This is a genomic window from Curtobacterium sp. MCLR17_059 (genome assembly GCF_003234665.1).
Lineage (GTDB): Bacteria > Actinomycetota > Actinomycetes > Actinomycetales > Microbacteriaceae > Curtobacterium > Curtobacterium flaccumfaciens.
Map to the genome: position 1 here is coordinate 22045 of NZ_QKSU01000006.1, position 24700 is coordinate 46744.

Genomic DNA, 24700 nt, shown 5'->3' on the forward strand with positions numbered 1-24700 from the left:
GCTAGGATGAACGCATGCTCGGCATCCTCGGCGGCGACGAGCGCTGCCCCATCGCACGCTCCCTCGACGTCCTCGGCGAGAAGTGGACGCTCATGATCGTCCGCGACGCCGTCGGTGGCTCGACCCGCTTCAGCCAGTTCCAGCAGAGCCTCGGCATCCCGCGCGAGGTCCTGACCGCACGCTTGGCCTCACTCGTCGACGGGGGAGTGCTCGAGCGCACGACCTACAAGCCCGAGGGCGCCCGAGCCCGCGAGGAGTACGTCCTGACCGACGCCGGCCGCGACCTGTCGCTCGTGCTGCTCGCCCTCGGCGGCTGGGCCGACCGGCACCGGCCGTCCGAGCGGGCGTCGGACCTGCGCTTCGTCGACGCCGAGACCGGCGAGGCGGTCGAGGCTGCCGCCGTGACCGTGGATGCGCAGCAGCGCATCCCGACCGCACGCCTCCGCGCCGTCATGGAGCCGGTGTCCTGAACGCGACCGGCTGACGGACAGGAGGCCCGTGGCGGCGCCGCCCCGAACCTCCAGTCCGCTTTCGGGTGCGTCAGCGACGCACGTCGCACCCGCAACTCGCGCCGAGGACCAACTCGGCGGGGACCAGGTCGCGGTGCCACTGGTTGTCGGCGTCGAGGCCGAGCACACGGTCGACCGCGGCGACCGCCATCGTCTCGATCGGCTGCCGGACCGTGGTGAGCTGCGGGTTCGTGTAGTCCGCCTCGGCCGCGCCGTCGAACGACACGATCGCGACGTCCTCGGGGACGCGCAGACCGAGTTCCCACAGTGCGCGCATCAGGCCGATCGCCTGCATGTCCGAGCTGACGAAGACGGCTCGGGGGCCGGTCTCGTCGGCGAACATGCGGAGGCCGGCTTCGTATCCTCCGCGCCGGGTGAAGTCGGTGCGGACGATGGGGCCGTCGGGCAGGCCGGCCTGGCGGAGGGCCCGCATCCAGCCCTGCTCGCGGAGCTCCATCGAGCCGGTGTGCCCCATCACGAGGCCGATCGAGCGGTAGCCGTGCTCGACCAGGTGCTGCGTGCCGTCGAGGGCGCCACGCAGGGCGTCGACACCGATGCTGGCGTACTCGGGGACCTCGAAGAACGTGTTGAGCAGGACCATCGGCAGGCCGGGGTCGGTGACGGTCGACAGGTCGGGGTGGGTCATGATGCTCGTCACGATGATGCCGTCGACCTGGCGCGCAGAGAGGCTGCGGAGCCGCTCGCGCTCCTGGGCGGCGTCACCGTCGCTGTTGGCGAGCAGGACGTCGTAGCCGCGTGCGGCGGCGGCGTGGGTGACGGCGACGGCGAGCTCGGACCAGAACGGGTTGTCGAGCTCGGGCACGATCAGGCCGAGCATCTTCGACGAGCCGGTGCGCAGGGCCTGGGCGCTCGCGTTCGGGCGGTAGCCGAGGACGCGGATGGCCTCGCGCACGCGGGCGGCGGTGGCGGCCGCGACGGGGCGCGGTCCGTCGTGCACGACGTAGCTGACGACGGAGGTGCTGACCCCGGCGTAGCGGGCGACGTCCGCACGGGTGACCGCCCTGGGGTTCGTCGGGACGGTCACGGGTGCCACCTTCGTCGGGTCCGGGAGCGTCGTTCGGGTGCCGGCCCACGACGGACCGGCACCCGAACGACACGTGTTACTCGGACGCGATCGTAGCCGACGACGTGCTGCCTGCTGACGTCGGTGCGCTCGCCGTCGCAGCGCTCGTCGTCTCCGGGGCGTCACCGAAGTCCGGCACGTCGAGGCGGGCGCCACCCTGCAGCGCGGACTGGTGGGCGATGATGCCCGGCAGGGTGAAGCGCGCGGCGGTCCAGGCGTTCACCGGCGGCAGGGTCCGGTCGACGACGGCACGGACGAAGTCGTCGGCGAGGAACTGGTGGCTGCCCTCGTGTCCGGTCGGCACACCGTCGTACTCGGCGGGCAGACGGTCGGTGTCGTGCACCTCGGCGTAGCCGGAGACGAACGCGTCGCGCAGGGACGGGTCGACGTCGGCCAGGCGCGGGTCGTCGAGGGACATCGTCGCCTGGGTGTCGATCTTGTCGCTGATGTCGTAGGAGTCCTCCTTGTCCTGCCAGACGCTGGTCTTCGCGAGCTGCTCGAAGCTGGCCTCGGTGCCGAAGTAGCGGAAGCGCGACTCACGGATGTGCGACGGGTAGCCGACGCGACGCATCTCGTTGATGCGCATGACGCCGCCGTTGTCGAGCTCGAACAGCGCGGTGGCGTTCGAGAAGTCGTTGTCGAACTGGCTGACGTCCTTGTCGAAGACGCCGTCGCCGCGGTCGTCCTTGACGCCGATGCAGCTGACGCTGACCGCGTGCCCGGGGATCGCGCCGAGGACCCCACCGACCGAGTGCGTCGGGTAGAGCATGGGCGGGTAGCTGGCGGTGCGCTTCCACTCGTCGCCGCCGCTGTACTGGTACGCGGCGTAGAAGCCGAGGTCCATGTCGTGCACGTAGTCGCCCTCGGCGTAGAACACCCGGCCGAAGGCGCCGGCGGCGACCTGCTTGCGGGCGAACACCGTCGCGGGGTTGTAGTAGCTCGTCTCGCCCATCATGTAGGTCAGGCCGGTCTCGCGGACCGCCTGGATGATGTCGCGGATCTCGTCGACGGAGATCGCCATCGGCACGGCGGAGTACACGTGCTTGCCGGCCCGCAGGGCCTTGACCACGAGCGGGCCGTGGGTCCAGCGCTGGGTGAAGATCGCGACGGCGTCGACGTCCGAGGCGAGGACGGCGTCGAAGTCCGGGAACGTGCCGTCGAGGTGCTGCGTCTCGACGAGTTCCGACGCGCGCTCGCCGACGAGGTCCGTGACGTAGACCCGGTCCACGTCGGGGTGGAGCTTGAACAGCTTGGCGAACTGGGGGGCGAACTGGCCCGCGCCGACCATTCCGACAGAGATCATCAGTGACCTTTCCAGGGTGTGGGATGCGTCGCCGAGCGGGTCGCTCCGATGCGATCGAGCGCCATCCTGACACACGCTGTCTACACGTGACAACCCCCGTCGACAGCCCGGAAAGAGCCTCTTGCCAGCAGTGGTCCCCACGTGTAGATTCCCGGCTCACGGACTGCTGCACGTCAGTCCACCGCAGACGAAGGAGTCGCGATGGCAACCGAGAGCCCTGTGTCGTCACCCTTGACGACCGCCAGCACGAGACGGAGGAGTCGGTCCGCCGACCTCGCCCGTGCCCGCACCACCGCACCACGGCGCCGCCCCAGGAACGACCTGTGGCTCGCGCTCGTCTTCATCGCCCCGGCAGCCGTCGGGTTCGCGGTGTTCCTCGCCTGGCCGACCGTGCGGGGCATCTACCTGAGCTTCACCTCGTACAACCTGCTCACCGAGCCCGAGTTCACGAGCCTGCAGAACTACGCCCGCCTGGTGCAGGACTCGATCTTCTGGCACTCGATGGTGGTGACGGTCGAGTACGTCCTCATCAACATCGTCATCCAGACCGTCGTCGCGCTGTTCATCGCCGTGATGATGCACCGGCTGACGAAGTCGACCTTCGTGCGCGGCATCGTGCTCGCGCCGTACCTGGTGTCGAACGTCGTCGCCGCCCTGGTCTGGCTCTGGATCCTCGACACCCAGCTCGGCATCGGCAACGAGATGCTCGCCGCACTCGGGCTCGACCGCATCCCGTTCCTGCAGAGCGACGTCTGGGGCATCCCCTCGATCGCGCTCATCAACGTCTGGCGGCACGTCGGCTACACGGCACTGCTCATCTTCGCCGGCCTGCAGTCGCTGCCCGAGACCGTGTACGAGGCCGGACGCATCGACGGTGCGAGCGAGTGGAAGATGTTCTGGCGCATCACGGTGCCACTGCTCCGCCCGATCCTGTCCCTGGTGCTGATCATCACCGTGATCGGGTCGTTCCAGGTGTTCGACACCGTCGCCGTCACCACGCAGGGCGGCCCCGCGAACGCCACGAACGTCGTGCAGAACTACATCTACAACCTGGCGTTCGGCCGGTTCCAGTTCGGCTACGCGTCCGCGGTCTCGGTCGCGCTCCTCATCGTCCTCAGCATCATCACGATCATCCAGTACCGCCTCACCCGCTCGGGTGAGTCCGACCTGGACTGAACGGAAGCGCCATGACCACGACACTCACCCGTTCCGTCACCACGTCCCGCCCGCCGCGGATGGGCGCAGGCCACCGTCGTCGCCCGTCGCTCGGCCGGGTGCTCGCCTGGGTCGCGATGATCCTCGTCATCGTCGTCACCCTGTTCCCGTTCTACTGGATCCTGCGCACCGCGCTGTCGTCGAACACCGCGATCAACTCCGACCCCACCTCGCTGCTGCCCGTCGGCTTCAGCCTGGGCGGGTTCGAGCGGGTCTTCGGCCTGCAGTCCACCGAAGAGGCGTTGGCGCAGGGCGGCTCCGGCGCCGCGCTGAACTTCTGGCGGTACCTGCTCAACTCGATCCTGGTGTCGACGCTCGTCACCGTCGGCCAGGTGTTCTTCTCGGCAGCGGCCGCCTACGCATTCGCCCGGCTGCGCTGGCCCGGTCGCGACAAGGTGTTCGGGGTGTTCCTGGCCGGACTGATGGTCCCCGCGATCTTCACGCTGCTGCCGAACTTCACGCTCATCAAGCAGCTCGGGCTCGTCGACAACCTGCTCGGCATCGCCCTGCCGACGATGTTCATGACCCCGTTCGCGGTGTTCTTCCTGCGGCAGTTCTTCCTCGGCATCTCGAAGGAGGTCGAAGAAGCGGCCCTCATCGACGGCGCCGGCAAGGTCCGCGTGTTCTTCCGGCTCGTCATCCCGATGGCCGCGGCCCCGATCGCCACCCTCGCCGTGCTGACGTACATCACGAGCTGGAACGACTACTTCTGGCCGCTCATGGTGTCGTACACCGACAGCTCGCGGGTGCTGACCGTCGCGCTCGGCGTCTTCAAGTCGCAGACTCCGCAGTCCGGCACCGACTGGGCCGGGCTCATGGCCGCGACCCTGGTGGCGGCGCTCCCGATGATCCTGCTGTTCGGCGTCTTCGCCAAGCGGATCGTCAACTCCATCGGCTTCTCCGGGATCAAGTGACCCGGCTGTCGGACAGGACGAACACCATGACGAACCAACTGACCCGCCGCACGCTCTTCGCCGGCGGCGCCTCCGCCCTGGCCCTCGGCGCGCTCGCCGCCTGCTCGTCGCCCGGTCGCCGTACGACGAACCGGTCGGGTGTGCGCACCGTGAGCTACTGGCTCTGGGACGCCAACCAGCAGCCCGCGTACCAGGCCGTCGCCGACGCGTTCCACCGCGCGAACCCGGACATCACCGTGAAGATCACCCAGCTCGGGTGGAACGACTACTGGACCAAGCTCACCGCGGGCTTCATCGCCGGCACCGCGCCCGACGTCTTCACCGACCACCTGACGAAGTTCCCGCAGTACGCCGACCTCGACGTGCTCTACAAGCTCGACGAACTCGACGCCACGAAGGGCATCCGGGACGACGACTACCAGTCCGGACTCGCCGAACTGTGGAAGGGCCAGGACGGCCACCGCTACGGCTCGCCGAAGGACTGGGACACCGTCGCGATGTTCTACGACCGGAAGGCGATGGCGAAGGCCGGGGTCTCCGCCGAGGAACTCGGGTCGCTCGAGTGGAACCCGGAGGACGGCGGCACGTTCGAACGGATGCTCGCGCGGCTGACCGTCGACTCGAAGGGCCGACGCGGCGACGAGGACGGCTTCGACAAGGACGACGTCGCCGTCTACGGCATCTCGTCGAACGGCTCGGGCGGTGACGGCTTCGGCCAGACCCAGTGGTCCCCGTTCACCGGATCGGTCGACTGGTTCTACACGAACGAGAACCCGTGGGGCGACAGGTTCCGCTACGACGAACGGGTCGTGCAGGACACCCTCGCCTGGTACTACCGGCTGGCCGAGAAGGGCTACATGGCGAAGTACGGGGTGTTCTCCACCACGACCGGGCCCGAGGTCCAGCTCGGCGCGGGCAAGTGCGCGCTGTCGTTCAACGGCTCGTGGATGATCGGTTCGTACCTCGGCATGGAGGACCTCGACGTCGCGGTCGCCCCGACCCCGATCGGCCCGTCGGGTCATCGTGCGTCGATGTTCAACGGGCTCGGCGACTCGATCACGAAGCAGGCGAAGGACCCCGAGGCCGCGGCGAAGTGGGTGGCGTTCCTGGGCAGCGACGAGGCCCAGCGGATCGTCGGTGAGAGCGGGATCGTGTTCCCCGCTCGTCCCGCGGGCACCGAGGCTGCCGTGGCGTCGTTCCGGAAGCGCGGGCTCGACGTCTCGGCGTTCACCCGGCAGGTCGAGGAGGACACCACGTTCCTGTTCCCGGTCACGAAGAACCCCGCCGACGTGCAGGCCCTGCTGCAGCCCGCCTTCGACGACGTCTACGCGAACGGCAAGCCGATCTCGACGCTGACCGGGGTCAACGAACAGGTCAACAACCTGCTCGCCCTCACCTGATCGAAACCCCGCCCGTCGTCCGCATGCCGCACCGTCCGGTGCGGTGTGCGGACGACGCGTTGACCGTGCCGCCGACCACGACCCAGACTGCAGGGGATGACTTCCCTCACCTCCCTCGTCTACATGTCCGTCGCCGTCGACGACCTGACCGACGACCAGCTGGTCGCCATGCTGCGTGAGGCGCGGCTCCGCAACCACGCGCTCGGCGTCTCCGGGCTCCTGCTCGCCAAGGGCGGCCGGTTCATGCAGGTGCTCGAGGGTCCGGTCTGGAGCGTCGAGGACCGCTTCGCCGCGATCGAGCGCGACCCGCGGCACACCGGCGTGAAGTCGTTGTCGCGTGAGTCCATCAGCACGCGTCGGTTCGACGGCTGGGCGATGGCGTTCGGCAGCCCGACCGGGGACGAGCTCCGTGACGAGCCCGGCTTCAGCACCTTCCTCAGCGACCGCACCGGTCTGCCGACCGGGGTGGCGGGCACGCCCGCCGACTGGCTGCTCCGCTGGTTTCGTGGGCGCGACCTGCAGGACCTGCCCGAGGAGCGCATCACGCTCGGCCGGCACGCGGCCTGAGCCGCACCACCCCTCGGTCTGGAGGCACGGTGCGGGCCCGCCCCGTGCCTCCAGACTGTGAGACTGGTCCCGTGGAACGACGTGAGCAGATCCTGGTGGCCGCGGCGGAGGAGTTCGACCGCGTCGGCTTCGCCGGCGCGACGATCGCGGGCATCGCCCGCGCGGCGGGCGTCTCGCAGGGCACCCTGCACTTCCACTTCCCGACGAAGCTCGCCCTGGCGCTCGGCGTCATCGGCGAGCAGAACGCCCGCACCTTCGACGTCGTCAGCCACACCGACAGCTCGCCCGTCGCCGCGCTGATCGGGGCGTCGCACGGCATCGCCGACCTGCTCCGGACCGACCCGATCGTGCGGGCCGGGATCCGGCTGTCGCTGGAGCGCGGCGAGTTCCAGACCGCGACGCTGAGCTTCTACGAGCAGTGGATCGGCGGGATCGTCGACGTGTTCCGGTTGGCGTTCGCGAGCGGGGAACTCCGGACGGACCTGACCGCGGAGCAGCTCGGATCGACGGTGGTGCCCTACTTCACGGGCGTGCAGCTCGTGTCCGACGTCCGGACGCGGCGCACCGACCTGATGCCGGCCGTGGCGACGATGTGGCGCGTGGTGATCGCGGCGACGGCTGACCCGAAGCACCGCGACCGGCTGCTCGGCGTCGTCGAGGACGCGTTCAGCGAAGGCTGATCCGGCGACGGGGTCCTGGGTCGGTTCAGAGGTCGTGCAGCTCGCGGTCGCGGAACCACTTCAGCAGCCAGGCAGCACTGGTCCGGTCGAACGAGCGCGGGAAGTCCATCGTTCCCGACAGGAAGGGACTGAAACCCGCTTCGGACCGGATGTCCGAGTCGTCGAGCGCGCGGTAGGCCATCGACCAGCCGTCGAACCGTCGGCGCTCGATGTCCTCGCGCACGAGTGACTTCACCTCACCGTGACGGCGGTCCTTCGCGATCACGTCGTACCGGTCCTGCACGCTCCACGCCGGCCCCTCGAGCAGCTGCATGAACCGGCCGCCCTTCGCGAGCAGGAGCCCGGAGACCCCGAGCGCTTCGTTGCGCAGCCGGGACTCCGCGAGCAGCACCGCCATGGCCTGGTCGTCGAAGGGGACGACGGCACGGCTCATGTAGACGATGGAGACGAGCACTCCTCCATCCTGCTGGGTGGAAGGCCGCTGCGCGAAGCGGATGTCCGCAACGCGCCTCACGGATCGGTGCTGCGGATCAGCCCTGCGGCAACTCGTGCGCGGTGACGTCCTCGTTGCGCTTCTTCCGCCACGGTCGTGCCGGGGTGTTCGGGCCGTCCCACACCAGGATCGCGCCCCAGGCGGCGGCGATCAGCGGCACCGAGATGATCGCGCCGGTGATGCCGGCGAGGACGGTGCCGGCGGTCAGCCCGATCAGGATGACGAGGCCGTGCAGCTTGAGGGTGCGCCCCATCAGGACGGGCTGCAGCAGGTTGCCCTCGAGCTGGTTCACCAGCACCACGATGCCGATCACGATGAGTGCCTGCACCGGACCGAGGGCCACGAGCGCGACCAGGGCGGCGAGGATGCCGGCGGCGGTGGCACCGACGATCGGGATGAACGCGGTGATGAAGACGATGACGGCCAGCGGCAGGGCGAGCGGGACGCCGACGATGGCGATGCCGACTCCGATGCCGATCGCGTCGACCGCCGCGACCGTGGCGGTGCCGCGGACGTACCCGCCGAGGGTCGAGACGACCCGGTCGCCGACGCGACGTGCTCGGGCGTAGCGCTCACCGGTGAAGGGGCGGAGCAGGAACTCCCAGATGCTCGGGCCGTCCTTCAGGAAGAAGAACAGCACGACGATCATCAGCACGAGCCCGGTCAGGAAGTTCGCGGTGGCCGAGGCGCCGGCGAGGGCACCGGAGCCGAACTGCGCGCTCGTGACGAAGTCGGACGCCGACGCGACCGCGTCGTCGATCTGCTTGTCCGAGATCGAGAACGGCAGGTTCTTCGCGAACTCCTGCAGTTGCTGGAACCCGTCGACTGCCGACTTCTGCAGCTGCGCCCACTGGTTCTCGACGGCGACGACGATGAGCCAGCCGATCAGCCCCAGGATCGCGAGGACGCCGATGAGCACCGCGAGGGTGGCCAGCACCGACGGCACCCGGTGCTTGCGGAGCCACGACACCACCGGGTGCATGGCCGACGCGATGATGAGCGCGAGGAGCACCGGGATCGTGACGACGCTCAGGATGTTGCTCGCCCAGACGACGCCGGCGACGACCACCACGACGATGATGAGCTGCAGGCACCGGGTCGCGAAGTGCCCGGCGGAGTCGGACCACGCGGCCTGGACCCTGGACGGCGGGGCTGGGGTGGTCGGGCGCGGAGCGTCGCGGAAGAACGGCATGCCGGAGACGCTACCGACCGGACGGCCGCCGCGCCGGTTCCGCCGGCTCGATCGTCCGCCCGGTGTCCTGTCCCCGCGTTGCCGGGGCGACCACGAACGCGGCGACCAGCAGGACGAGCGGCACGAGCATCGCCGTCTGCAGGCCGAGGTGCTCCCCGACGAAGCCGAGCAGCGGCGGCCCCACCAGGAACGCGATGTACCCGGCGGTGGCCACCACCGACACCCGGCGGTCGCCGTCGGTGGGGTGGTCGCCCGCGGCGGAGATCGACAGCGGGAACCCGAGGGCGATGCCGAGCCCCCAGACGCCGGCGGCAGCGGCGGTGACGATCGGACTCGGTGACAGCACGACGAGCAGGACCCCCACCGCACCGACCGCGGCACAGACCCGGACGACCGGGGCGCGACCGAACCGGGCGACGAGCGGGGTGCCGGCCGCACGACCGATGAGCATGGCGAGGGCGAACCCGGTGAACACGAGGGACCCGACGGACTCGGGGGCGTCGTGGTCGGTGGTCATCAGCAGCGGGAGCCAGTCGCTCGCGGCACCCTCGGCGAAGGCCATCGCCAGGGTGATGACGGCGATCATGGCGAGCTGCACGGTGAGGACGGAGCGGCGGGCTCCCCGACGGGTGCCGCGGGCAACGGCAGGCACATCTGCCGGTGCGTCACGGGGCACCGGCCGCAGGTTCAGCGCCGCGAACACCGCCAGCGCGGCCATCACCGCGGCGCCGACGAGCAGGTGCACCCGGACCGGGGTCCCCGCCGCCGTCATGGCGATGCCGACGACCCCACCCACCACGCTGCCGAGGCTGAAGCACGCGTGCAGTACCGGCACGACCGGTCGTCCGATCTGCCGCTCGACCGCGGCGGCCTCGACGTTCAGCCCGATCTCGGCGACGCCCGCCCCGAAGCCGATCAGGAACAGCCCGGCCCAGACCCCGGCGGCGACCTGCGCCGGGGCGAGCAGCGCGACGAGCACCATGCCGACGACGGGCAGCGCGCCCCCGAGCAGGATGAGCGGGCGGTTGCCGGTCCGTCGCACCAGCGCCCCGGCGCCGAGGATCCCGATCATCGACCCGATCGACAGCCCGAGCAGGACGAGGCCCATCGCCTCGATCGAGGCACCGAGCTCGTCGCGGATCGCGGGCGTCCGGGTGATCCACGTCGCGATCCCGAACCCGGTCACCGTCGACGTGGCGAAGAGTGCGAGTCGATGCCGCCCGGCCATGCCCCCATCTGATCGGTCCCCGGGCTACCCGTCAAGGGCGACCGCGTCCCGCGCTTAGGATCGGGCGCATGGCGACCGTCCTCCTCGTCCGTCACGGACGCACCACCGCGAACGCCACCGGCGTCCTGGCCGGACGCACCGCCGGCGTGCGACTCGACGCCGTCGGCCGCACCCAGGCCGAGCGGACCGCGGAGCGCATCGCCGCGGTGCCCGTCGTCGCCGTGGTGTCGAGTCCGCTCGAGCGCTGCCGGCAGACCGCCCGCGCGATCCTGGACCGGCAGACGGACCGGCAGACCGACCGGCAGACCGGTGCGCCCGCCTCGCTGATCGAGCGGGCCATCACCGAGGCCGACTACGGGCAGTGGCAGGGCCGGAAGCTCGCCGACCTGGCGAAGGAGCCCCTCTGGCGCACGGTGCAGGCGAACCCGAGCGCCGTCGTGTTCCCCGGCGGCGAGTCCATGCAGACGATGCAGTCCCGGGCTGTCGCGGCCGTCCGGCGCATCGACGCCGAGGTCGAGGCGGAGCACGGACCCGGCGCCGTCTGGGTCGCGGTGAGCCACGGCGACATCATCAAGAGCGTCCTCGCCGACGCGTTCGGCATGCACCTGGACCTGTTCCAGCGCATCGGCGTCGGCCCGGCCTCGGTGTCCGTCGTGCGCTACGGCGAGCACCGCCCGGAGGTCGTCGCGACGAACACCGAGTCCGGTGACCTGTCCTGGCTGCGCACCGCCCCGGCACCCAGCGGGGACGCCGCGGTCGGCGGCGGCGCGGGCAACACGAGTCCCGACGCGCCCGCGGGACCTGCCGGACCCTGAACGGCCGGAGCCGAGCGCTCCTACAATGCGGGTATGCCCACCATCGTCCACGGCTTCGACTGGCCGGACCGCCTCGTCGTCGGCACCATCGGCCGTCCGGGTGAGCGCGCCTTCTACATCCAGGCCCGCTCCGGTCGGCGCGTCACCAGCGTCGCGCTCGAGAAGGAGCAGACCGCCGTGCTCGCCGACAAGATCGACGAGCTCCTCGACGAGGTGGCGACCGTCGACGACAACCGCTTCAGCGTGCCGCCGTCGGTGCCCGTCGAACTCCGCGACCCGGAGCCGCTCGACCAGCCCGTCGAGGCCGAGTTCCGCGCCGGGGCCCTGAGCCTGGGCTTCGACCCGTCCACCGCGCAGGTCGTCATCGAGGCGTACCCGATCGACGACGAGGTCGAGATCGTGTCCGAGGAGAGCGAGGACGGCATCGAGATCGAGGCCGTCGTCGAGATCCCCGAGCCCGCCGAGCTGTTCCAGGTGAAGATCCCGGTCGGCACCGCCCGGGCCTTCGTCGAGCGCACGCGCGAGGTCGTCGCCGCCGGTCGTCCGCCCGGCGACGCATGAGCGACGGCTCGCTGTCCGTCCGGGCGCGCATCCGTGAGGCGTCCAACGCCACCTTCCTCGCCGAACTCGACGGCGCGACCGTCGTCTACAAGCCCGTCGAGGGCGAGCGCCCGCTGTGGGACTTCCCGGACGGCACGCTCGCCGGCCGCGAGATCGCCGCCCACCTGGTCTCCGAGGCGTTCGGCTGGGGTGTCGTCCCACCCACGTGGATGGGTGACGGTCCGTTCGGGCCCGGCATGGTGCAGCGCTGGCAGGACGTCGACCCCGAGCAGGACGCCGTCGACCTGGTGACGCCGGAGCTCGCCGAGGCGGACGGTTCGCCCTGGCTGCCCGTGCTCGAGGCCATCGACGAACACGACCAGCCCGTGACGCTCGTGCACGAGGACTCCGAGGCCCTGCGCCGGATGGCCGTCTTCGACGTCGTCGTGAACAACGCCGACCGCAAGGGCGGGCACGTGCTCGCGATGCCCGACGGCCACCGTTTCGGCGTGGACCACGGGCTCACCTTCCACGTCGAGCACAAGCTCCGGACGGTCCTGTGGGGCTGGATCGGGGAGCCGCTCGGGCCGGACGAGCTCGAGGGCCTCGACCGGGTGTCCGACGCCCTGCGCGGCGGTCTCGGCGACGAGCTCGCCGAGCACCTGACGGACGAGGAGATCGACACGCTCCGGGCGCGCTGCGCGGCCCTGCGCGCCGTCGGGATCTTCCCGCCGCCGCCCGGTCACGGGCCCGCCGTGCCCTGGCCGCTGTTCTAGACGCACCCAGGGACGGACTGGAGGCCCGTGGCGGTGTCGCCACGGGCCTCCAGTCCGTCTCGTGTGGGCTTCAGAGCCCCCAGTCGTCGCGGAAGAGCGCGCCGCCAGCCCCGCGACGCGAGCCGAGGTACGAACCGACCACAGCGACCCCGAGGTCGTCGTTCTCCGGTGCCACGACGCTGCCGTCCACCCGCTTCGCCATCGCGTCGATGAACCGGGCGAGCCCCGGGTCCTCGCCGAGCCGGAAGAACGTCGTCTGGGCGCCGAGGCGTCCGGCGTTCTCGAGCTCCCGCACGGTGAGCGCGATCGTCACCGGGTCGGGCGGGTAGTCGAACCAGACCTGCCCGTTCGGCTCGAGGTGCGACGTCGGCTCGCCGTCGGTGACGATGAGGAGCACCGGTTGGGCCGTGGGGTGCTTGCGGAAGTGCCGGTTGGCGAGCAGCAGGGCGTGGTGCAGGTTCGTGCCCTTGTCCCACATCGCGTCCAGGCCGACGAGCTGTTCGACGTCCATCACCTCGGCCTCGCGACCGAAGGCGATGAGCTGCAGGTCGTCGCCGCGGAACCGGGTCGACACCAGGGTGTGCAGCGCCAGGGCGGTGCGCTTCATCGGCACCCAGCGGTCCTCCATCGCCATCGAGAACGACGTGTCGACGAGCAGCGCGACGCAGGCCTGGGTGCGGGCCTCGGTCTCCTGCACCTCGACGTCCTCGATGCTCAGGCGCACGCCGGCTCCCTGTCGTCCGCTCGCCGCCGTCCGCACGACGGCGTTCGTGATCGTCCGGGGGATGTCCCACGGCTCGGTGTCGCCGAACGCCCACTCCCGCGACGCCCCCGAGGGCTCGCCCGCGGCGCCCGATCGACGGAGGTCCCGCGCGCCCTGGCGACCGGACATCCGCTGGGCGACGTCCTTGAGCAGGCTCTTGCCGAGCTGCCGCATCGCCTTCGGGGTGAGCCGGAGCTGCCCGTCGGCACCGCGGCGCATCGCCCCGGAGTTCCGGAGCGCCTGCTCGAGGCGCTGCAGGGTCTTCGCGTCGACCGCCGCCTCGTCGCCGAGCTGCCGGGACAGCGCGTCGAGGTCCAGGTCGTCGAGCTCCGAGCCCGGCCCGGACTGGGCGAGCTGGTCGGCGAGGGCGTCGAGGTCCGCGATGTCCTGGAACACCCCGGTGCCGTCGCCCAGCCCGAGCCCCTGTTCGCCCTCCATGCGCTCGGATCCGCCCCAGTCCTCGCCGGGACGCAGTGCGCGCAGGGTGCTGTCGAGCTGGGACAGCTGCCCCATCAGGTCGGGGGAGCCGAAGGCCTGCTGGGCGAGGGCGTCGAGTTCGTCCCGCTGCTCCTGGGTCATCGAGTTGCGCATGCGCTGCGCCGCGGCCGCGCGGGCTGCCAGGTCGTCGAGCAGCTCGTCGACGTTCGCGGGGTCCGACGGGAAGTGCTCTCCGTGCTGGTCCATGAAGTCGTCGAACTGCTGCTGGGTGTCCTCGCCGCGGGCGTGCGCCTCGAGCAGGGCGTTGAGGTCCTGCATCATCGCGCTGACCGCGGCCCGGTCCTGGTCGGTGGCACCCTCGAGCGCCTGCTTCATGCCGGCGAAGCGCTGGTCGAGCACCTCGCGGCCGAGCAGGTCCTTGATCTCGTCGTACTTCTGGCGCGCGGTCGGGCTCGTCCAGTCGTAGTCGCCGAGTTCCTGCACCGCGGCGGCGGGGGAGGGCGACAGGCTGTCGAGCTGCAGTTCGGCCAGGGCCCGGTCGCCGTCGTCGAGGTCGACGTTGCGGGCGAGCTCCCCGCGCTCGGCGAGCAGCGCCTGGTCCAGGAGCTCGCGCACCTGCTGCAGGGTGCCGTCGAGGTTGTTCTTGCTCGTCAGCTCGCGGCGGCGCTCGGCCACCCGTCGGGCCAGGTCGTCGAGACCGCGCTGCGTCCGGCCCCCGCGTCGCAGGAACTCCCGCATCGCGCGCTCGGGCGACGTGCCGCCCATCACGTCCTGCCCGATGGCGTCGAGCGCCTCGGCCAGGTCGACCGGGGCGGCGAGCGGGTCGGGTCCGTCGGTGTACCGGCCGTACCGGGTGTCGCGCGTCAGGCGCCGGTTCTGCCTAGCCATAGACGGCTTCGCCCCCGCCGGACTCCTTGCTGATGCGCCGGGCGAGGAACAGGCCCTCGAGGGCGAGCTCGATCGCGCCGGCGCGTTCGCCGTCGTTCGTGGCACCCATCCGGTCGCACACCTGGTCGTACAGGTCGGATTCGCCGATCGACGGGAGCCCTTCGAGGAACGCCCGGGCGCTGACCTGCTCGCCCGTGGTCACCATCGTGCCGCCGTCGAGCGCGTCCACGAGCACCGCGAAGTCGAGGCCCTTGAAGCGGGAGCGCACGGTCTCGGCGGTCGCGGTGCGGAGCAGGTGCTCGAGGACCTCGTCGGCCCGGTCCTCTTCGCCGTTCTCGAACTCGATCTTGCCGCCGAGGACGTCCACCGCGGTCTCCAGGTCGATCGGCCGCGCGACCGCCTCGTCCTCGCCCTGGCGCGCTGCGCGGTGCACCGCGGCAGCGGACACCGTCTCGGCACCGGCGATCGCGAACCGGGCGCTCACACCGCTGCGCTGGTCGACGGCGCTCGAACCACGCAGTGCGCGGGTGAACCGGGCGAGGATCTCGATCAGGGCGTCGGGGACCTCGGCCGTCAGCTGGGCCTCCTGCCGGATGACGGCGATCTCGTCGTCGAGCTCGATCGGGTAGTGCGTGCGGATCTCGGCGCCGAAGCGGTCCTTCAGCGGCGTGATGATCCGGCCGCGGTTCGTGTAGTCCTCGGGGTTCGCGCTCGCCACGACGAGCACGTCGAGCGGCAGCCGCAGCACGTAGCCGCGGATCTGGACGTCGCGCTCCTCCATCACGTTGAGCATCGCGACCTGGATGCGTTCGGCCAGGTCGGGCAGCTCGTTGATCGCGACGATGCCACGGTGTCCGCGGGGGACGAGTCCGAAGTGGATGGTCTCCGGGTCGCCCAGGCTGCGGCCCTCGGCGACCTTCATCGGGTCGACGTCGCCGATCAGGTCGGCGACGCTCGTGTCCGGCGTCGCGAGCTTCTCGACGTAGCGGTCGTCGCGGTGCCGCCAGCTGATCGGCAGGGCGTCGCCGAGGTCGTCGGCGCGCCGGATGCTGGCGGTGGTGATCGGTTCGTACGGGTGCTCTCCGAGCTCGGAGCCGGTGATGACCGGCGTCCACTCGTCGAGCAGGCCCTGCAGGGTGCGGAGCAGGCGGGTCTTGCCCTGGCCGCGCTCGCCGAGCAGGACGACGTCGTGCCCGGCGATGAGGGCGCGTTCGAGCTGGGGGATGACGGTGGTCTCGAAGCCGTGCAGGCCGGGCCACGGATCGGTGCCCTGGCGCAGGGCGGTGAGCAGGTTGTCGCGGATCTCGGCGCGGACCGTCTTCTGGACGTGACCAGAGGTGCGGAGCTCGCCGACCGTGCGGATGTCAGGTCGGGTCACCTCTCCGACGCTACGCCGCGTTCGCGACGGCGACCAGGGCGGGCTGGAGGCGCGTGGCGGGCCCGCACCGCGCCTCCTGTCTGCTTGTGGGTTTCCATCGCACTTGCGATCATTGAGATCCCGGCGACGGAGCCGGATTCGAAGTAGGGGGATCCGGCTCCGCCCCCGGTTGCTCGTTCCGCATCTGAACCACATCGGCGATCTCGGCGTACGGTCCCATTTCGTGAGCAGCGCGAACGCAACCATCAAGAGCCTGGTGCCCGCCAGGATGGACCGCTTGCCGTGGACCCGGTTCCACTGGAGCGTCGTCGTCGGACTCGGCGTGTCCTGGATCCTCGACGGTCTCGAGATCCAGATCGTCTCGAACGCGGGTTTCCAGGCGGACCTGAACCTGTCGACGCAACAGGTGACCTTGCTCGGCACGATCTACCTGGTCGGCCAGGTCGTCGGTGCCCTGGTGTTCGGGCGCATGTCCGACCGGCTGGGGCGGCGCAAGCTGTTCATCCTGACGCTCGCGATCTACCTGATCGGCTCGGGCATCGCGGGCCTCGCGCAGGACTTCTGGTTCCTGGCGGCCTTCCGGTTCGTCGCGGGTCTGGGCATCGGCGGCGAGTACGCGGCGATCAACTCGGCGATCGACGAGCTCATCCCGGCGAAGTACCGCGGGCACGTCGACATCGCCATCAACGGCACGTACTGGGGCGGTGCCGCGCTCGGCGCGTTCGCGAACATCTACCTGCTCGACACGTCCTACTTCGCCGAGAACATCGGCTGGCGCATCGGGTTCTTCCTCGGCCCGGTGCTCGGCATCGCCATCATCTTCCTGCGACGCCACATCCCGGAGAGTCCGCGGTGGCTGATGACGCACGGGCGCGAGGAAGAAGCCGAGGCCACCGTTTCCCGCATCGAGGCGTCGGTGGAGAGGGCGACGGGCAAGCCCCTGCCGGAGGTCGACCAGTCGAAGGCGATGACGGTCACCCCGACCGACCGTGTCGGGTTCCTGGCCATCGCGCGCGTGCTGCTGAAGCAGTACCCGACGCGAACGCTCGTCGGCGCGACGATGATGATCACGCAGGCGTTCCTGTACAACGCGATCTTCTTCACCTACGCCCTCGTGCTCACGAACTTCTTCGGCCTGAAGACGGCGGAGACGGCGGTCTACTTCTTCCCGTTCGCGATCGGCAACCTGCTCGGCCCGATCATCCTGGGGCGCTTCTTCGACACCTGGGGTCGTCGGCAGATGATCTTCCTGACGTACCTGGTCTCGGGCCTCGTGCTCGCCACGTCCGCGTTCCTGTTCCGGGCGGACGCGATCTCGGCGACGGTGCAGGTCGCGTTCTGGTGCGTCTCGTTCTTCTTCGCCTCGGCCGGTGCGTCGAGCGCCTACCTGACCGTCAGCGAGATCTTCCCGCTCGAGCTGCGGTCGCAGGCGATCTCGTACTTCTTCGCCCTGGCGCAGATCTTCGGTGCGGTCGCGCCGACGATCTACGGTGCCTTCATCGGTGACGGCTCGTCGCGGGAGCCGCTGTTCTGGGGGTACCTGCTCGGATCCGCGGTGATGATCGGCGGCGGCGTGGTGGCCTTGATATTCGGGGTCGACGCCGCGCGGAAGGGGCTGGAGGACGTCACTCAACCGCTCTCGGTGCTCACCGGGGACGCGAAGTCCAACCGGAGGTGAGCCCTGCGGCGGCGGCCTGACATTCTGTATTCAGAGTGTTTAGCGCCGCCGTCGCAGCGCTGTCACTGTGCCTGCATGGCACTCCTCCACAGCGCGACACCGGCGACCACGATCCACGGCAGCGACCGCCCTCGCCTCGGGGGTGCCGTCCGTGCGTGAGCCTGGGCTGATGGAGCACACCCCCATCCGAGCCGGTGCCGGCGGCCTCGATCCCCACGGCCTGCGCCGCAGCCTGCTGCGCGACGCGGTGTTCCTGCGACTGCTCGACAACGTCCTGCGGGGGGAGTACCGCCGCGGGCAGCGGTTGCGGCTCGACACCCTGGCATCGGACATGCGGGTGTCGCGCACACCGGTGCGCGAAGCCCTCGTGACCCTCGAGTCCCTGCAGCTGGCCAGCGTGCAGCGGTACGTCGGTGTCGTGATCTCGCAGTGGTCGGTCGACCAGATGATCGAGCGACTGCGGATCGCCCAGGCTCTGCTCGTCGATCCGCCGTCGAACTCCGTCGGGTACCACGACCGGTTCGACAAGGTGTGGCTGCGGGAGTGCTGGACCGAGGCCGGTGCCTTCGTCGAACTCGGTGCCTGGTACCTGCGGCGCCGCGGGTCGTCGGTCAGTGGCGACTGGTTGCTGTCGCAGCGCATCGTGCTCGACATGTTCTTCACCGACGACGTCGCCCTGGCGAACGGGATCGATGCCGTGGTCGACCGGCGACGACGGGTCGAGATCGTCGAGCGGGCCGTGGCTGCTGCTGAGCGAGACGCCCTCGACGACTGTGCCGCGGCGCTCCTCGACCTGTCGTCCGCCCTGATCGCCCTGCCCGACCGCTTCCGGGTGGTCGTGTCGGCCTGAACCGACCTCGGCTGCGGATCCGCTCAGGTCCGCGCCGACCGCCGTGGATCCGCAGGTCGCGGCACTGAGCAGCGAGTGTCACCGGTGTCCCTCGCACTGGATCGTCAGGCAACGTCGTGGCAGCCTTGACCGGTTGCCGTCCCCGGCGTGTCCACCGACGACAGGAGTGCCCGTGAACGACGTCCGCGATCGATCCCACCGCTTGAACCGAGCGTCCGGGATCGCACGGCACGGACGTCTGCGGCGCTCGAGCCCCTTCGCGACCGCTGCCAAGACGGTCTCCGCCGTCGTCGCGGTGGCCCTGGTGAGTTCGGTCTCGGTCACGGCGATCGCGGCGAAGCAGGTCACGGACGACCTCGGTGACGGCGTCGAGATCCAGGGCCAGCCCGCACCGCAGGCGAAGGGCGGCGCGAAGCCGATCAGCGCCTTCAAGGGCGGGTTCAACATGCTCGTCGTCGGCACCGACAACGACCCCGAGCAGAGTGCTGCCTTCGGGGAGCGCGATGCGACCCTCAACGACGTCAACATCCTGCTGCACGTCTCGGCCGACCACACCAACGCGACCGCGGTGAGCATCCCGCGCGACCTCGTCACGCCGATCCCGGCCTGCAAGAAGACCGACGGCACGGGCACGGCTCCGGCGATGGCGGCGCAGCCGATCAACACCTCGTTCGGCGAGGGTGGCCTGAACTGCGTCACCCAGACGGTCGCCGGCCTGACCGGGCTCGACATCCAGTACTCGGCCGCGGTGTCCTTCAAGGGCGTCATCGAGATGTCGAACGCGATCGGCGGCGTGCCGGTCTGCGTCGCCCAGCCGATCACCGACTCGTACACCGGGCTGAACCTGCCCGCCGGCACCTCGACCCTGCAGGGCGACGAGGCCCTGGCGTTCCTGCGCACCCGGCACGGGGTCGGCGACGGGTCGGACCTCGGCCGGATCTCGAGCCAGCAGGTGTTCCTGTCGTCGCTGCTCCGCACCGTGAAGTCGAACGACACCCTCGGTTCGCCGGCCCGCCTGTACAAGCTGGCCCGGGCGGCGGCGTCGAACATGCAGCTGTCCCAGAGCCTGAACGACATCGGGACGATGGTGCAGATGGGCCTGGCGCTGCGCGACCTGCCGCTGGCGCAGGTGAACTTCGTGCAGTACCCGGGCACCACGGGCGGCACCGGTGTCTACGAGGGCAAGGTCGAGCCGACCACGTACCTGGCCGACCGGCTGTTCGCGAAGATCAAGGCCGACCAGTCGTTCTCCCTCGGGGCGGACAGCACGGGGATCGGGTCCGAGACGAACCCGACGAAGACGAACCCGACGCAGCCGAGTCCGCAGCAGCCGACCGCTGCACCGTCGTCGCCGGCCGCTGCGCCGGAGCCCGCGACCCCCGCGACACCGGCAGCGCCGTCGTCCGCTGCGCCGCGCACCCCCTCGGCGATGCCCGAGACCATCGACGGGCTCGAGGGTCAGTCCGCCGACCAGCAGACCTGCTCCAAGGCGTTCGGGTACTGAGGCGCGGGCGGACGGTCGCTTGCTTGCCGCCTCCCGCCCCTGCCCCCTTCCGTGAAAGCGACAGACTGCCGCCGAACATCCGCGGCACTCTGTCGCCCTGGCACCTGTGACGGCCGAGCTCGGCGGCGCAGTGTCGCTTTCGTGGGCCCGACCGTGGCCGTGCGTGCGTGCACCGGGACGTCAGCAGTGCACGCGCCCCCGAACGCAGAAACGGGGGCGCGGTGGTGGGCCGCGCCCCCAGGGGAAGTCGCTCCCCGCCGGGCGCCACGCGATCGGGCGCGCCGGGCCCGCACGGGGAACGACGTCGGGTGCTGTGTCGCGACGACGGGGACGAGCCCGGAACGTGATTGCCGCGTCCCGATGATGGTATGCAGTGGGGTACGCCCCGACAAGCCCGCCGTGTCCCCACTTCGGGGGACCGAGCGCGACGGGTCGAGCCACGCGCGGGCGTGCGTCGGGTCGAGAGTGGCGCGGTCCTCCTGTATGGTGGTCGCAGCGCTCGCAAGAGTGCTTGGAGACGTCGCATAGTCCGGCCGAGTGCACCACCCTGCTAAGGTGGAGTCCCCTTTGAGGGGACCGAGGGTTCAAATCCCTCCGTCTCCGCAGTGGGAAGGCCCACGTGTTCGTGGGCCTTCCTTTCACGCTTCGATCCATTTTCCGCGACGGTCCGTAGATCAGTTGGGGAAGAGTCGAGTGCTGCGTCGCCTGTGAGAGATTCGTCTTCGGCTGTAGGGAGCCTGGCTCCCGATTGCACTCCTACTGAGGCCCTCGGCGGTCGCAGGGGTGCTGTGCCCGTTGAGCGCCTCGAGGCAGATCGCAAGGGGGTTGCTGTACGCCGCAAGGCGCCGTTAGTTGTGTCGGCAGTGCAACGTAGGGTGCGTGCACGGTGGTTCACACGAGTGCGTAGTGGCGAGACAAGCGGCGACCGGATGGGCCGTACGATTTACATCAGCCCGATCGGACGGGTGTTGCGGAAGGTGGCCGGTATGACCGCTTCGGAGGCGACGAGCTTCGTGGCGTGCGACCCACGCCATGGCGCTCGGTGCGCAGCTGAGGGGCGTCTTCGTCATACGTCTAGCTCCGGCGTCGAACGGGCGGGGACCCGCCAGATGCCGGACCAGGGTCCGTTTGCATGGTCGATGCTTGAGTGGGGAGCGGCATGACGTTGACTTCCGTGCCGGCGGTTTTCCGGCCCGTTCAGTACCTGGGAAGCAAACTGCGGTCGCTTGATCCGATCGAACGCGTGATCGTCGCTGGCAGTGTCGTCGGAGAGACCGTCTGGGAACCGTTTACCGGGTCTAGCGTGGTCGCTCAGCGACTCGCCGCGTCTGGAATGCGTTTGGTCGCCAACGACGCGCTGATAAGCAGCTCCACGTATGCGGAAGCGCTGCTTGGGGTTGGTCGTAGCGAAGCCGACCACAATGCGGCCGACTTGATCGGTCTACTCTCGAAGTCCTTCGAGGGTGATTTCGGTCCGTGGGAATCCGCGGTCAGCGATGAGGACGCGGCCCTCGTGAGCGGCAACGGTGATGCTCTGCTCGCCCATGGGCGAGGCCTACCGCAGCGGTGGAAGACTCGGTTTGGCTCACCTGTAGGGACAGCCCCATCGGGGTTGCTGAGTTCGACTTACGCGGGCACTTATTTCGGGCTTCGGCAGGCGTTGGAGTTGGAGCGGCTACGAGGTCTTGTCGACGAGCTGACTAGGGACGAACGCATCGATTCCTGGCAGCGAGCGGTCATTCTGACGGCTATCTGTAGTGCGGCGTCGAAAGCTGTGTTTTCTGCTGGGAAGCACTTCGCGCAGCCTCTGCTCGTGCATGCGCGGAAGAGTCAGGCATTCCACGAACGGCGCATCGTGGTTGACCGGCGCGTCGATGTGCTCAGCGAAACCTACGAAGCCATTCGGACGATCTATCCCACGGCCCGACCCGGTGGGGAGGGCCATGAAGCGAGCGTCGGGCTGGCTGAACATCGCACAAGCGAGGATCTTCGCAGTCAGAATGTCAAGACAGTCTACGCTGATCCGCCATACACGGCTCAGCAATACTCTCGCTTCTACCACGTGCTGGACGTGCTCGTGGAAGGAGTGCCTGCCGACCTGCAGGTGAGAAATGGGCAAGTGACCCGAGGGATCTACCCGGCGGAGCGGTACAAGTCACCGTATTGCTCCCGCGTGCAGGCACCTCGTGCGTTCCGGCATCTCGCCGAAGTTACCTACGACGCTGGCGCGAGATTGGTGCTGAGCTACTCCGGAAGCGACGCGAAATCGACCGGCAACCCTCGGTCGATCGAGATGACCGACTTGCTGAGTCTGCTGCGGGAAGTTTTTCCCAGTGTCCACGTCGAGAGCCTCGACCTCAACTACCGCCAGTTCAACAGTGCTCGGAGCGCGAACGCTCATCGCAGTGACCCCGAAGTACTCATCGTCGCGGAGACTCATTGATCAATCGATACCTGGGTAACAAGCAGTCCATCATGACGCCGCTGCTCGACGTTGTGGCACAGCACGCAAACCCTGGGGACCATGTTGCTGACATGTTCTCTGGCAGTCTGTCGGTATCGCTGGGGCTCAAGCGTGCTGGCTATCAGGTCACGGCGAACGACGTGAATCTGTTCTCCTCCGTCCTTGCCGAGGCGTATCTCCTGCGGGACGCCCCGCCTGTTCCGTTTGTCGATGCACTGTTGCCAGAGCAGCCTTACCGTGCCGAATTGGAGCGGGCCGCAGCCGCGACGGTGGCCGCACTTCGTGGCTCGAGGGGCTACGCCTTCCTAGAAAACGAGGCGTGGCGGGCAGACTTTACTCTGTTCGTGACCTTGCTCGAGCACCTCAACCGTATCGAGTATGAGCAACTCTCGGCCCAGTTCAGGCGCAGTGACATATTTGACGCCTACTCCGAAGCGGGTCGATTCTCAGCGTTCACCAGCTCCCGCGGCGCAACCGGCCGGAGACGATTCTTCAGCCCCGCGAACGCGCAGCGCATCGACCTCGTGCTCAACCAATTGCGTGCCTGGCAAGCTGAGTCTCTGCTCGACGCGCACACGTACAACCTTGTCCTGGCCGTGCTCCTGCGCGCGGTCGAGAAGGTGTCGAACACCCAAGGGACCTACCACGACTTCCCCCGCAACCGGTGGGATTCCCGCGCTCTGGGATCAATCCGGCTGGAACCGCCAGCACTCGACGACAGCCTCGGTGGGGTCGGTGGGCACCGCGCGGGCCGGGAACATGACTCACTTGAGTTCATGGCCGAGGTCGCCCCACACAAGGTGCTCTACCTCGACCCTCCTTACAACTTCCGGCAGTACTCGGCGTACTACTTCATGCCCAACGTACTCAGCCGCTACGCGGAGATCGAGGATCTCGACGGGTACTTCGGGAACCTCAAGTTCGTTCGTGGACAGAACCCCGATGACGACTTCACCTCGACGTTCTGCAAACCGAGCCAGTTCATCGGCGACATGGCGCGGCTGATCGAGCGCGCGGAGTGCGAGACGGTGATGATCAGCTACTTCACCGGCAAGAACCACTGGACCGAGTTCGACAGCGGCCCCAACGACACCGGTCGCGAGATGCTCACCCGTCTGCTGACGGGCGACGGGTTCGAGCCCGACAGCCTCGAGGTGCATGAGATCTCCCGTCGCAACTACGCAAGCTACGGCGGGTACACGGCTCGCACGATCGACGAGCTCATCTTCACCGCCCGGATACGGCATGATGAGGACCATGACACCGGGGGAAGCATTCATAACAGAGTTCAAGCCGTGGGTTAAGTGGGCCTACCCGACGACCGGGAAGGTGCCCCAAGGCGCGCTTCTCGACCCGTTCGCCAGCTCCTTGCGGAACACCAAGGTCATGGTCGAGCGTCTCGAGGAGATCGCGACGCAAGGGGTGGTCGGTGGGAATGACCCAACGCAGGCTATCGGCGACATCCGAGCCACGCAGCTAGCCACCGGGTCGTCGACCGCTGCTGCGATCACGCCGTTCGGTGCAGAGGTGCGGAAACAGTGGAGGGATCTCGGCGTCGCCGCAGCTGATGCCGAACACGAGATCGCCCGTTGTGGTGTCCTCCTCCGCGTCGGTATCGAGCACGGCATCGGTCAGTATGTCGACATGTTCGCAGCGTGGACACGACGCACGGCGTTGCAATCCGCAGCTTACTGGCTGCAGGACCGCTGGCACCTCTTCACCTCCTCGTACCTCGACAAGACCAGCGACAGTGGCTACAACGCATTCAAAGTGATCACCGTCCTCAACGACGGCAAGATCGGCACCGAGGCGGAGTGGCAGCAGCTCGCGGACAGTGACGACGAACTAGCGCCGCACCTCGGCGTCCTAATAAGCAGGGTTGCGTCCCAGCGATCGAACCAGCGCGCGAACTTCTGTAAGGCGATGGAGCTGTATCGCCTCGCCGCGTCCAGCGACGACGCGGTGCCGCAGCAGATCGTCGCATGGAGGCGGCCTTGACTACTCCACTTACAGATACCGAG

At 69.2% G+C, this 24700-nt stretch carries 22 protein-coding genes and 1 tRNA gene; 16 read left to right on the forward strand and 7 right to left on the reverse strand.

Annotated features, from left to right (window positions below):
- Positions 1 to 14 precede the first annotated feature (14 nt).
- The gene (locus tag DEJ12_RS09785) at positions 15 to 470 is read left to right on the forward strand and encodes a helix-turn-helix domain-containing protein (protein ID WP_111029863.1); all 456 of its coding nucleotides are present in this window, start codon (positions 15 to 17) and stop codon (positions 468 to 470) included.
- 70 nt (positions 471 to 540) lie between these two features.
- Here the strand turns inward: DEJ12_RS09785 and DEJ12_RS09790 are convergent, their stop codons facing one another.
- Together DEJ12_RS09790 and DEJ12_RS09795 are read right to left on the reverse strand one after the other, a co-directional pair.
- A complete protein-coding gene (locus DEJ12_RS09790; RefSeq protein WP_258370519.1) occupies positions 541 to 1554 on the reverse strand; it encodes a LacI family DNA-binding transcriptional regulator in 1014 nt (337 codons plus the stop codon).
- 76 nt (positions 1555 to 1630) lie between these two features.
- Positions 1631 to 2896, reverse strand: a complete 1266-nt coding sequence (locus DEJ12_RS09795) for a Gfo/Idh/MocA family protein (RefSeq protein WP_372440226.1) — start codon at positions 2894 to 2896, stop codon at positions 1631 to 1633.
- 201 nt (positions 2897 to 3097) lie between these two features.
- Here DEJ12_RS09795 and DEJ12_RS09800 point away from each other — a divergent pair, with 201 nt between their 5' ends.
- The 5 genes from DEJ12_RS09800 to DEJ12_RS09820 all read left to right on the forward strand — a co-directional run bounded on the left by DEJ12_RS09800 (position 3098) and on the right by DEJ12_RS09820 (position 7672).
- Positions 3098 to 4072, forward strand: coding sequence for a carbohydrate ABC transporter permease (locus tag DEJ12_RS09800; RefSeq protein ID WP_258370520.1), 975 nt, complete (start codon positions 3098 to 3100; stop codon positions 4070 to 4072).
- 11 nt (positions 4073 to 4083) lie between these two features.
- On the forward strand, positions 4084 to 5025 hold the full coding sequence (locus DEJ12_RS09805; RefSeq protein ID WP_027466099.1) for a carbohydrate ABC transporter permease: 942 nt from the start codon (positions 4084 to 4086) through the stop codon (positions 5023 to 5025).
- Between the two features lie 26 nt (positions 5026 to 5051).
- On the forward strand, positions 5052 to 6425 hold the full coding sequence (locus DEJ12_RS09810; protein WP_220034792.1) for a sugar ABC transporter substrate-binding protein: 1374 nt from the start codon (positions 5052 to 5054) through the stop codon (positions 6423 to 6425).
- Between the two features lie 96 nt (positions 6426 to 6521).
- Positions 6522 to 6992 carry a BLUF domain-containing protein gene (locus DEJ12_RS09815; RefSeq protein WP_051596847.1) on the forward strand — a complete coding sequence of 157 codons (471 nt, stop codon included), beginning with the start codon at positions 6522 to 6524 and terminating at the stop codon, positions 6990 to 6992.
- 71 nt (positions 6993 to 7063) lie between these two features.
- The gene (locus tag DEJ12_RS09820) at positions 7064 to 7672 is read left to right on the forward strand and encodes a ScbR family autoregulator-binding transcription factor (protein ID WP_146245557.1); all 609 of its coding nucleotides are present in this window, start codon (positions 7064 to 7066) and stop codon (positions 7670 to 7672) included.
- A 25-nt stretch (positions 7673 to 7697) separates the two neighbouring features.
- Here DEJ12_RS09820 and DEJ12_RS09825 read toward each other — a convergent pair whose 3' ends face one another.
- The 3 genes from DEJ12_RS09825 to DEJ12_RS09835 all read right to left on the reverse strand — a co-directional run bounded on the left by DEJ12_RS09825 (position 7698) and on the right by DEJ12_RS09835 (position 10585).
- The gene (locus DEJ12_RS09825; RefSeq protein WP_017888306.1) at positions 7698 to 8126 is read right to left on the reverse strand and encodes a BLUF domain-containing protein; all 429 of its coding nucleotides are present in this window, start codon (positions 8124 to 8126) and stop codon (positions 7698 to 7700) included.
- 76 nt (positions 8127 to 8202) lie between these two features.
- Entirely contained in the window at positions 8203 to 9357 is a 1155-nt protein-coding gene (locus DEJ12_RS09830) for an AI-2E family transporter (protein ID WP_111029869.1), read from the reverse strand.
- Between the two features lie 10 nt (positions 9358 to 9367).
- Positions 9368 to 10585, reverse strand: coding sequence for an MFS transporter (locus DEJ12_RS09835; protein ID WP_111029870.1), 1218 nt, complete (start codon positions 10583 to 10585; stop codon positions 9368 to 9370).
- Between the two features lie 68 nt (positions 10586 to 10653).
- On the opposite strand from DEJ12_RS09835, the gene DEJ12_RS09840 reads away from it, so the two are divergent.
- The 3 genes from DEJ12_RS09840 to DEJ12_RS09850 are packed head-to-tail and all read left to right on the forward strand — an operon-like array spanning position 10654 to position 12716.
- Positions 10654 to 11400, forward strand: coding sequence for an MSMEG_4193 family putative phosphomutase (locus tag DEJ12_RS09840; protein WP_111029871.1), 747 nt, complete (start codon positions 10654 to 10656; stop codon positions 11398 to 11400).
- A gap of 33 nt (positions 11401 to 11433) precedes the next feature.
- Entirely contained in the window at positions 11434 to 11961 is a 528-nt protein-coding gene (locus DEJ12_RS09845) for a DUF3090 domain-containing protein (protein WP_071406497.1), read from the forward strand.
- Positions 11958 to 12716 carry an SCO1664 family protein gene (locus tag DEJ12_RS09850; RefSeq protein ID WP_111029872.1) on the forward strand — a complete coding sequence of 253 codons (759 nt, stop codon included), beginning with the start codon at positions 11958 to 11960 and terminating at the stop codon, positions 12714 to 12716. The genes DEJ12_RS09845 and DEJ12_RS09850 overlap by 4 nt, the downstream gene beginning before the upstream one ends.
- Positions 12717 to 12786: 70 nt before the next feature.
- Here the strand turns inward: DEJ12_RS09850 and DEJ12_RS09855 are convergent, their stop codons facing one another.
- Together DEJ12_RS09855 and DEJ12_RS09860 are read right to left on the reverse strand one after the other, a co-directional pair.
- Complete coding sequence (locus DEJ12_RS09855; RefSeq protein ID WP_111029873.1) at positions 12787 to 14805, reverse strand: VWA domain-containing protein; 2019 nt, start codon at positions 14803 to 14805, stop codon at positions 12787 to 12789.
- Positions 14798 to 16183: an AAA family ATPase gene (locus tag DEJ12_RS09860; protein WP_027466108.1), complete on the reverse strand. Its 1386-nt coding sequence runs from the start codon at positions 16181 to 16183 to the stop codon at positions 14798 to 14800. Before DEJ12_RS09860 ends, DEJ12_RS09855 begins: the two co-directional genes overlap by 8 nt.
- Before the next feature lie 223 nt (positions 16184 to 16406).
- Here DEJ12_RS09860 and DEJ12_RS09865 point away from each other — a divergent pair, with 223 nt between their 5' ends.
- From DEJ12_RS09865 to DEJ12_RS09895, 7 genes are all read left to right on the forward strand, one after another.
- The gene (locus DEJ12_RS09865; RefSeq protein WP_375334581.1) at positions 16407 to 17861 is read left to right on the forward strand and encodes an MFS transporter; all 1455 of its coding nucleotides are present in this window, start codon (positions 16407 to 16409) and stop codon (positions 17859 to 17861) included.
- Between the two features lie 169 nt (positions 17862 to 18030).
- On the forward strand, positions 18031 to 18711 hold the full coding sequence (locus DEJ12_RS09870) for a GntR family transcriptional regulator (RefSeq protein WP_111029874.1): 681 nt from the start codon (positions 18031 to 18033) through the stop codon (positions 18709 to 18711).
- A 202-nt stretch (positions 18712 to 18913) separates the two neighbouring features.
- A complete protein-coding gene (locus tag DEJ12_RS09875) occupies positions 18914 to 20215 on the forward strand; it encodes an LCP family protein (RefSeq protein ID WP_258370521.1) in 1302 nt (433 codons plus the stop codon).
- Positions 20216 to 20728: 513 nt separating this feature from the next.
- A tRNA-Ser gene (locus DEJ12_RS09880) sits at positions 20729 to 20818 on the forward strand.
- Positions 20819 to 21374: 556 nt separating this feature from the next.
- Complete coding sequence (locus DEJ12_RS09885) at positions 21375 to 22658, forward strand: hypothetical protein (RefSeq protein WP_111029875.1); 1284 nt, start codon at positions 21375 to 21377, stop codon at positions 22656 to 22658.
- The gene (locus DEJ12_RS09890) at positions 22655 to 23983 is read left to right on the forward strand and encodes a DNA adenine methylase (RefSeq protein WP_258370522.1); all 1329 of its coding nucleotides are present in this window, start codon (positions 22655 to 22657) and stop codon (positions 23981 to 23983) included. Before DEJ12_RS09885 ends, DEJ12_RS09890 begins: the two co-directional genes overlap by 4 nt.
- On the forward strand, positions 23937 to 24677 hold the full coding sequence (locus tag DEJ12_RS09895; protein WP_146245558.1) for a hypothetical protein: 741 nt from the start codon (positions 23937 to 23939) through the stop codon (positions 24675 to 24677). Before DEJ12_RS09890 ends, DEJ12_RS09895 begins: the two co-directional genes overlap by 47 nt.
- Positions 24678 to 24700 lie beyond the last annotated feature (23 nt).

Bases quoted from the DNA above. Each gene is read 5' to 3' on its own strand.
- DEJ12_RS09785 (WP_111029863.1), top strand. From the start codon at position 15: ATGCTCGGCATCCTCGGCGGCGACGAGCGCTGCCCCATCGCACGCTCC.
- DEJ12_RS09795 (WP_372440226.1), bottom strand. From the start codon at position 2,896: ATGATCTCTGTCGGAATGGTCGGCGCGGGCCAGTTCGCCCCCCAGTTC.
- DEJ12_RS09800 (WP_258370520.1), top strand. From the start codon at position 3,098: ATGGCAACCGAGAGCCCTGTGTCGTCACCCTTGACGACCGCCAGCACG.
- DEJ12_RS09805 (WP_027466099.1), top strand. From the start codon at position 4,084: ATGACCACGACACTCACCCGTTCCGTCACCACGTCCCGCCCGCCGCGG.
- DEJ12_RS09810 (WP_220034792.1), top strand. From the start codon at position 5,052: ATGACGAACCAACTGACCCGCCGCACGCTCTTCGCCGGCGGCGCCTCC.
- DEJ12_RS09815 (WP_051596847.1), top strand. From the start codon at position 6,522: ATGACTTCCCTCACCTCCCTCGTCTACATGTCCGTCGCCGTCGACGAC.
- DEJ12_RS09830 (WP_111029869.1), bottom strand. From the start codon at position 9,357: ATGCCGTTCTTCCGCGACGCTCCGCGCCCGACCACCCCAGCCCCGCCG.
- DEJ12_RS09835 (WP_111029870.1), bottom strand. From the start codon at position 10,585: ATGGCCGGGCGGCATCGACTCGCACTCTTCGCCACGTCGACGGTGACC.
- DEJ12_RS09840 (WP_111029871.1), top strand. From the start codon at position 10,654: ATGGCGACCGTCCTCCTCGTCCGTCACGGACGCACCACCGCGAACGCC.
- DEJ12_RS09845 (WP_071406497.1), top strand. From the start codon at position 11,434: ATGCCCACCATCGTCCACGGCTTCGACTGGCCGGACCGCCTCGTCGTC.
- DEJ12_RS09850 (WP_111029872.1), top strand. From the start codon at position 11,958: ATGAGCGACGGCTCGCTGTCCGTCCGGGCGCGCATCCGTGAGGCGTCC.
- DEJ12_RS09855 (WP_111029873.1), bottom strand. From the start codon at position 14,805: ATGGCTAGGCAGAACCGGCGCCTGACGCGCGACACCCGGTACGGCCGG.
- DEJ12_RS09870 (WP_111029874.1), top strand. From the start codon at position 18,031: ATGGAGCACACCCCCATCCGAGCCGGTGCCGGCGGCCTCGATCCCCAC.
- DEJ12_RS09885 (WP_111029875.1), top strand. From the start codon at position 21,375: ATGACGTTGACTTCCGTGCCGGCGGTTTTCCGGCCCGTTCAGTACCTG.
- DEJ12_RS09895 (WP_146245558.1), top strand. From the start codon at position 23,937: ATGACACCGGGGGAAGCATTCATAACAGAGTTCAAGCCGTGGGTTAAG.